This is a genomic window from Actinoplanes sp. NPDC026619, from assembly GCF_040638295.1.
Lineage (GTDB): Bacteria > Actinomycetota > Actinomycetes > Mycobacteriales > Micromonosporaceae > Actinoplanes.
The window spans coordinates 840,108-847,534 of sequence record NZ_JBEZYA010000001.1; the positions used below are offsets into that span (position 1 = coordinate 840,108).

Below are 7,427 nucleotides of genomic sequence, written 5' to 3' on the forward strand. Positions count from 1 at the left end.
GCGGGGCCGTCCGCACGTGCAGCTGGGTGCCGCTCGGTGCAGGCGATCATGACGAATACTCCGCCAAACGTGCCTCGACGGCGTCGCCCAGGCGCTCGCGCAGCTCCTCGACCGGGATCTTGTTGAGCAGCTCGGCGAAGAACCCGCGGACCACCAGCTTCCGGGCCTCCCTTTCGGGGATGCCGCGGGCCATCAGGTAGAACAACTGCTCGTCATCGAAGCGGCCGGTTGCGCTCGCGTGCCCGGCGCCAACGATCTCGCCGGTCTCGATCTCCAGGTTGGGTACGGAGTGAGCAACAGCGCCGTCGGTGAGGATCAGGTTGCGGTTGATCTCGTACGTGTCGGTGCCGGTCGCGGTGGCCCGGATCAGCACGTCGCCGACCCAGACGGTCTTCGCCGACGCGCCCTGCAGCGCGCCCCGGTAACCGACGTAGCTGCGGCAGTCCGGCACGGTGTGGTCGACCAGCTGCCGGTGCTCGAAGTGCTGACCGGCGTCGGCGAAGTAGAGGCCCCACAGCTCGGCGTCGCCACCGCGGCCGGTGTACTCGACGCTGGTGAACTGGCGGACCAGGTCACCGCCGAGCGAGACCTGCACGTGCTGCACCCGGGCGTCCTTGCCGACCACGAGCTTGATGTGCTGGGCCTGCACGGCGCCGGCGTCCCACTCGGCCACCGTGACGAACGTCAGCTGCGCGCTGTCGGCGGTCACGACCTCGATGTTGTCGGCGAGGGTCGTCGTACCCGTCTGCTCGAGAATGATCGTGACCTTGGCGAACGCACCCACCTTGACCAGGGTCCGGGCCGCGGCGGCATCGCCGCCCTTACCCACCAGGCGCAGGACGACGGCCTCGGCGGGCTCGGTCTCCGGCGCCACCTCGATCACGGTGACGCCGTCGGCCGAGCCGTAGGCGAGGGCGCTGATCCGGTCGAACGGGGTGAGCACCGCGTCGGTCTTGTCCGCGTGCGACACCGTCACGCCGGCCGGCAGCTCACCGTGTTCGACGGCGGGCGCGACCCCGGTCAGCTTCGTCGCCTTGACCAGGTCGCCGAGCCGCTTGAGCGGGGTGAAACGCCACTCCTCCTCCAGCCCGTTGAGAGCCGGGAAGTCGGCGACGTCGAAGGAGCGCAGCACCTGCGACTTGGTGCTGGGCGGCGGAGCGATGGCCTCGGTAGTCATTTCTTCCTTAGTTTTTCCAGCTTGACCATTGGGAGCCCGGCTGTGGGCGCTAGCCCACAGCCCCTTCCATCTGGAGCTCGATCAGGCGGTTCAGCTCGAGGGCGTACTCCATCGGCAGTTCCTTGGCGATCGGCTCGATGAAGCCACGCACGATCATCGCCATCGCCTCGTCCTCGGTGAGACCGCGGCTCATCAGGTAGAAGAGCTGGTCCTCGGAGACCTTGGAGACGGTCGCCTCGTGCCCCATCGACACGTCATCCTCGCGAATGTCGACATAAGGGTAGGTGTCGGACCGCGAGATCGTGTCGACCAGGAGTGCGTCGCACTTGACGGTGCTCTTCGAGTGCGAAGAGCCCTCCAGAACCTGAACAAGACCCCGATACGAGGTACGGCCACCGCCGCGCGCGATCGACTTCGAGACGATCGTCGACGACGTGTACGGCGCGGCGTGCACCATCTTCGCGCCGGCGTCCTGGTGCTGGCCCTCGCCGGCCATCGCGACGCTCAGGACCTCGCCCTTGGCGTGCGGGCCGGTCATGTAGACCGCCGGGTATTTCATCGTCACCTTGGAACCGATGTTGCCGTCGATCCACTCCATGGTCGCGCCCTCTTCGCAGGTGGCGCGCTTGGTGACCAGGTTGTAGACGTTGTTCGACCAGTTCTGGATGGTCGTGTAACGGCAGCGGGCGTTCTTCTTGACGATGATCTCGACGACCGCGGAGTGCAGCGAGTCCGACGAGTAGATCGGCGCGGTGCAGCCCTCGACGTAATGCACGTAGGCACCCTCGTCCACGATGATCAGGGTCCGCTCGAACTGGCCCATGTTCTCCGTGTTGATCCGGAAGTACGCCTGCAGCGGGATGTCCACCTTGACGTTCTTGGGCACGTAGATGAAGGAGCCACCCGACCAGACCGACGTGTTCAGCGCGGCGAACTTGTTGTCGCCGACCGGGATGATCGTGCCGAAGTACTCCCGGAAGAGCTCCTCGTGCTCCTTGAGGGCGGTGTCGGTGTCGACGAAGATGACACCCTGCTCCTCGAGGTCCTCACGGATCTTGTGGTAGACCACCTCGGACTCGTACTGAGCGGCGACACCCGAGACGAGACGCTGCTTCTCCGCCTCGGGGATGCCCAGCTTGTCGTACGTGCTCTTGATGTCGTCGGGCAGGTCGTCCCAGCTGGCCGCCTGCTTCTCGGTCGAGCGCACGAAGTACTTGATGTTCTGGAAGTCGATCCCGGTGAGGTCGGCGCCCCACGACGGCATCGGCTTGCGGTCGAACAGCCGCAGGCCCTTGAGCCGCAGGTCGAGCATCCACTGCGGTTCGCTCTTCAGCGCGGAGATGTTGCGCACCACAGCCTCGGACAGGCCGCGCTGGGCGAGCGCCCCGGCGGTGTCCGTGTCGGCCCAGCCGTACTCGTACTTACCCAGGGCGGCGAGGTGCTCTTCCTGAGTGACGATTTGGTCGGTCATGTATCTGTCCTAACCGTGGTTGCAGCGGTGGTTGCAGCGGACCGCGCCGGGCCGGGAATGTGCGTGGTGCACACCTCGTCGCCGTGCGCGATGGTGGCGAGACGCTGCACGTGGGTGCCGATGAGCCGCGAGATGACCGCGGTCTCGGCGTCGCACAGCTGGGGAAACTCGGCAGCCACGTGGGCCACCGGGCAGTGGTGCTGGCACAGCTGCCCGCCGGACGCGATCGTGGAAGCGTTGGCAGCGTAACCCTCGGCGGTCAGCACCTCGGCGAGCGCCTCCGCCCGGGCGATCGGGTCGTCGCCGGCCTCACGCATCGCCGCCTCGCAACGCTCCTCGAGCGCGGCGACCTGCGCGGCGGCGAACTCGCTCACCGCGTCCGGCCCGTGCCGCTGGGCGATCCAGCGCAGCGCCGCCATCGCGATGCCGTCGTAGAAATGCGGGAACGTCTCGCGCGCCGCGGCGGTCAGCACGAACGCCTTGGCCGGCCGGCCACGCCCGCGCGGACCCTGGTGGCGCACCTCACGGGTCTCCACGAGATGCTCGCTGAGCATGGCGTCCAGGTGCTTGCGGATCGCCGCCGGGCTCAGGCCCAGCTCAGCGCCGAGGTCGGCGGCGGTTGCCGCGCCCCGCTCGAGCAACAATTGAGCGACCCGGTCACGGGTGCGACCGTCGGAGGCGCTGGCCGACGCCGGCGCCCCGATCTGGATCAACACCTCGGTTTTCACTACGCCAACGTTACGTAATTCCGGCGGCCGCTGCAAACCAACCCCCCGGTGATCCGGACCACGGCTCGCCCGCCTCCGAAATCCCAGCTCGCTCGCCTCCGGAATCCCGGCTCACCCGCCTCCGGAATCCCGGCTCACCCGCCTCCGGAATCCCGGCTCACCCGCCTCCGGAATCCCGGCTCACCCGCCTCCGGAATCGCTGCGTAGCATGCCAAAGGTGAAGCTTCCCGCGTTGCGCCCGCTGGCCCTTTCGTCCCTCGTTGCGAACGTCGGGCTGATCGTCACCGGTGCCGCGGTCCGTCTCACCGATTCCGGTCTCGGCTGCCCCACCTGGCCGAGATGCACCGACGGGTCCTACACCACCACCCAGGCCATGGGCGTGCACGGCGTCATCGAATTCGGCAACCGCATGCTGACCTTCGTGCTGGCCGCGATCGCGCTAGCCTGCTTCGTCGTCGCCCTGCTGGAGCGCCCGCGCCGCCGCCGGCACGTGGTGCTGAGCCTGGCCGTGCTCCTCGGCATCCCCGGGCAGGGCGTGGTCGGCGGCATCACCGTCCTCACCCACCTCAACCCGTGGGTGGTCGGCCTGCACTTCCTGCTGTCGATGGCCCTGATCGTCGCGGCCTACGCCCTGTGGCGCGCCACCGCCGAGGGCGACGGCGCCCCGGTCTTCCTGGTGCCCGCCCCGCTCCGCCACCTGACCACCCTGATGGTCCTGTCGAGCGCGGCCGTGGTCGTCCTCGGCGTGATCGTCACCGGCAGCGGCCCGCACTCCGGCGACAACGGCGCCAAGCGCAACGGCCTCGACCAGGCGAACATCTCGCAGGCCCACGCCGACCTGGTCTTCCTCCTGGTCGGCCTGACCGTGGCCCTCTGCTTCGCCTTCCGCGCGGTCAACGCCCCCGGCCCCGCCCGCGCCGCCCTGATCCTGCTGGTGGTCGAGCTGTCCCAGGGCCTGATCGGCTTCGTGCAGTACTTCACCCACCTGCCGGTCGCCCTGGTGGCCGCCCACATGCTCGGCGCCGGCCTGGTCTGGACCGGCACCCTGGCCGTCCGCTGGTCCATCCGCGAACGCCCAGCCTTGGCCGCTCCCCCGGCCACCGTCCCGGCGCCCGCCCAGCAGCCGGTCCCCGCGTCTTAGGCTTTCGCCGGCCGGACCCGCCGCCCACGCCGGGCAGCCTGCCGCATTGTGCACAAATCCTGGATCTCGGTGCCTCCGCCGCGGGTTGAGGCCCCGGGATTCAAGGAGACGGCTCTTCAGCCGCCCCGCGTCGCCCGCCGATAAAGATCAAAGGCCGGCTTCCGTACGTATTCATCGGTGACCAGCCCGAGCGCGCCCACCGCCTCGCCGCCGCCGGTGTCCGCATCCCGCAGCCCGAACAGCTCGTAGACCGCGATGTTCAGCGCCGCCTGCTGCTCCCGCACCACGTCCTGCATAGCCGCGAGCGATGCCACCTGATCGCGGCCCGGCAGACTGGGCGACCCGCTCTCGGCGACGTGGATCGGCGTGCTCGCCGGAATCCCCGCCGCGACCAGGCTGCGCTCACGCAGCCGCCGCAACGCGTGCTCGGTCATCGCCCGCACCGCGCCGACCGGCGCCGGCGGCCCGAACGCGTCCGGATACAGCCCCAGCCCCACGTAGTCGACGGACGCCGCGAGATCCGCCTTCCCCAGCCGCCGCCAGAACTCGTCGTCCCCACCGAGCCACTCGGCCGGCTCGGCCACCGAGAACCCGACCCGGACGTCGCCGTGTCCGCGCTCCCGCAACGCCCGCCGCGCATGCGGAAGCCCTTCGACGAGCGCCTCCATCACACCGGGCGAGCTGCCGTCGATGAGCGGGATCGGAAAGTTCGGCTCGAGCGTCACCTGCAGGTAGCGGGTGATGCTCGCGTACCGCTCGATGACCCGGTCCAGAAATGCCAGCCACCCGGGAAGGTCCGCCTCCGCGGGCAGATAGCTGACCACCAGGTCCAGCTCACGCCCGCCGGTCACGTACCACTCGTCCGGCATGGTCAGCCGCTCCAACTCCCGCGCCGCCCCGATCGACGCGACGACCGCCGGATCCGGCGCCGCCCCGAGAAAGTGCACATACTCCCGAATCACGAACGGCCCACCACCGCCAAGCTCATCGACCAGCTCACCCACCCGCCCCGGATCCGACTCCCGCGAGCAGGTGACACCGGCCCGCGCCCCCACATAGATCCCGTACTTCACGACACCCTCCCCGTCCCACCGTCCGCTTCTCGCACCGCCCCGCTCCCGCGGCGTCGTGCTGCCGCGGCGTCGTGCTGCCGCGGCGTCGTGCTGCCGCGGCGTCGTGCTGCCGCGGCGTCGTGCTGCCGCGGCGGCTCCGCATGTACACCTGCCGAACCGGCTCCGCACGTACACCTGCCGAACCGGCCTCGAACCGCGCGCCGGTCGTGCGACCGACTCAACGCACCGCACGCCCGACCGGCCGGGTTTCGAACAACGCGCCTTACTCACGCCCCCTGCCCGCCCTGCCCCTGATCGGCGCGCTGAGGCCACGCGAGGTCTCCGCTCTCGACTCGGGTGGCCACGGCGGAGAGCCAGGCGATCTCGTTGCTGAGGATCGTCCGCCAGTAGGCGACCTCGATCATCTGAATCTCCGCGAGCGCAGGTGGGTCCGGCGGCAAGGCGTCGAGCTCCCGCCGCAGCCGCGCGAGCCGCTCGCCCAGCACGCTCGCCGCCGTCGCCCGGGGCAGCACTCCCAGGTAAGCGAGAGCGGTGAGAAAAGCGACCGAGGCCGGTGTTCCTTCCTTCAGCCCCTCCCCCACCCTCCCCCAGAACAGCTCCAGCCCGGCAGGCGTGAGCTCATAGACGGTCCGCGCCGGGCGGCGCCCCGTCCGCTCGGGCTCGCGGGCCCGCACCAGCCCCGCGCCGGCGAGGGACTTCAGCAGCGTCGTGACGCTGCTGCGCGTCACGGTCAGCTGCGGATAGCGCCCCGCGAGCCGCACGGCCACGTCATACGCATGCGCGGGCTCCTCGACCAGCAGACCCAGCATCGGCAGGACCAGCCCGTTCCGCGTCGCATCCAACGGCATGCCGCCGAACCTATAGACGTATACGTCTAAGCGTCAAGCCGCGCGGGCCCGCCAAACGAGCCGTGGTTGGTTGGCGGCCGGATTGAGTCGGCCTTCGGAGGTCATTCCGAAGGCACAGCAGGTGGATCACGGGTCTGGACCACGGCCTCGGGCCAGGCCTGACCGAGAGCGTCCGGCAGCCCTTTCAACTGCCATCACCGCGTCGTCGACACCGCGGTTCTCGAGTTCGGTGAGCACTTGCCGCGGAAGTTGGCACCTTCACTGATCGGCACCGACTTACCGATCGAGGACGTCCTCGGCGGCGCGGCCGTATCCATGGTGATCGTCGAGTCCGTCATCGGATGCCACTCCTTTACGGACCCGCGCGTGGACCTCAACCGGCCCGGCCGATGGCGTTCCGGAGAGCTGACGCTCCGGCCGGCGCCTGGTCAGGGCGGGCGACCGGGCTCCCGGAAACCGGGCCGGTTGAGGTCGGCGGCCGCCCTGGGAGACACGTAAGCGGCCGCCACGCTCTATTCCGCGGCTGTCGTGAGGCCTCACTCCTTTCTGCGTCCGCCGGCGCGCGCAACGACGGCGGACGCTGCTGCGGATGAACGATCGATGGCCATGGCACTTGTTACGTCGGCGGATGGCCGGCCACCCGCTGACGAACTGCACTCAGAGTGCCGGGGCACGGTGATCAATGAAGAAGAATTTCGGCGCCTGTGGACGACACGCCGGTTATCCACAGGCGCCGATTCGAAAGCCGCAGGTCAGCGAATTTCGGAGCCGCGCAGCTGCCAAGTCTGCGCGGCGGCTCCGAACATTGACCGACGGAAATGGCAGGCGGCGAGGCCGAAGTCGGCGAGGGCTGGGCTCGGGGCCGGCGGGTTGGGCGCCTCGCGGCCAACCCGCGATCTTGGAGACTTGATGCTCGGGCGGCGCGCTAACTGCCCAAGATCGGGAGAGCCGGCCCTCCGCTGTGCGGCCAACCCGCGATCTTGGAGACC

The 7,427-nt window shown here is 69.5% G+C and carries 6 protein-coding genes; 1 reads left to right on the forward strand and 5 read right to left on the reverse strand.

All coding sequences use genetic code 11. The annotated features are described in order from the left end of the window. Positions 1 to 46 precede the first annotated feature (46 nt). Genes sufD through AB0E90_RS04045 form a run of 3 tightly spaced genes read right to left on the reverse strand, consistent with a single transcriptional unit; the run spans position 47 to position 3,376 of the window. Complete coding sequence (gene sufD, locus AB0E90_RS04035) at positions 47 to 1,177, reverse strand: Fe-S cluster assembly protein SufD (protein WP_360398747.1); 1,131 nt, start codon at positions 1,175 to 1,177, stop codon at positions 47 to 49. Positions 1,178 to 1,226: 49 nt separating this feature from the next. Next, positions 1,227 to 2,648, reverse strand: coding sequence for a Fe-S cluster assembly protein SufB (gene sufB, locus AB0E90_RS04040; protein WP_360398750.1), 1,422 nt, complete (start codon positions 2,646 to 2,648; stop codon positions 1,227 to 1,229). Continuing rightward, a complete protein-coding gene (locus tag AB0E90_RS04045; RefSeq protein ID WP_360398753.1) occupies positions 2,645 to 3,376 on the reverse strand; it encodes a transcriptional regulator in 732 nt (243 codons plus the stop codon). The genes sufB and AB0E90_RS04045 overlap by 4 nt, the downstream gene beginning before the upstream one ends. Positions 3,377 to 3,593: 217 nt before the next feature. Between AB0E90_RS04045 and AB0E90_RS04050 the strand changes: the two genes are divergently transcribed. Next, positions 3,594 to 4,517 carry a COX15/CtaA family protein gene (locus AB0E90_RS04050; protein WP_360398756.1) on the forward strand — a complete coding sequence of 308 codons (924 nt, stop codon included), beginning with the start codon at positions 3,594 to 3,596 and terminating at the stop codon, positions 4,515 to 4,517. 116 nt (positions 4,518 to 4,633) lie between these two features. Here the strand turns inward: AB0E90_RS04050 and AB0E90_RS04055 are convergent, their stop codons facing one another. Further along, complete coding sequence (locus AB0E90_RS04055) at positions 4,634 to 5,590, reverse strand: hypothetical protein (RefSeq protein ID WP_360398759.1); 957 nt, start codon at positions 5,588 to 5,590, stop codon at positions 4,634 to 4,636. Positions 5,591 to 5,856: 266 nt separating this feature from the next. Continuing rightward, positions 5,857 to 6,438 (reverse strand): helix-turn-helix transcriptional regulator, encoded by a 582-nt coding sequence (locus tag AB0E90_RS04060; RefSeq protein WP_360398762.1) that lies wholly within the window; start codon positions 6,436 to 6,438, stop codon positions 5,857 to 5,859. Positions 6,439 to 7,427: the final 989 nt, after the last annotated feature.

Excerpts from the sequence above, each read along its gene's own strand:
- sufD (WP_360398747.1), bottom strand. The coding sequence starts at position 1,177 with ATGACTACCGAGGCCATCGCTCCGCCGCCCAGCACCAAGTCGCAGGTG.
- sufB (WP_360398750.1), bottom strand. The coding sequence starts at position 2,648 with ATGACCGACCAAATCGTCACTCAGGAAGAGCACCTCGCCGCCCTGGGT.
- AB0E90_RS04060 (WP_360398762.1), bottom strand. The coding sequence starts at position 6,438 with ATGCCGTTGGATGCGACGCGGAACGGGCTGGTCCTGCCGATGCTGGGT.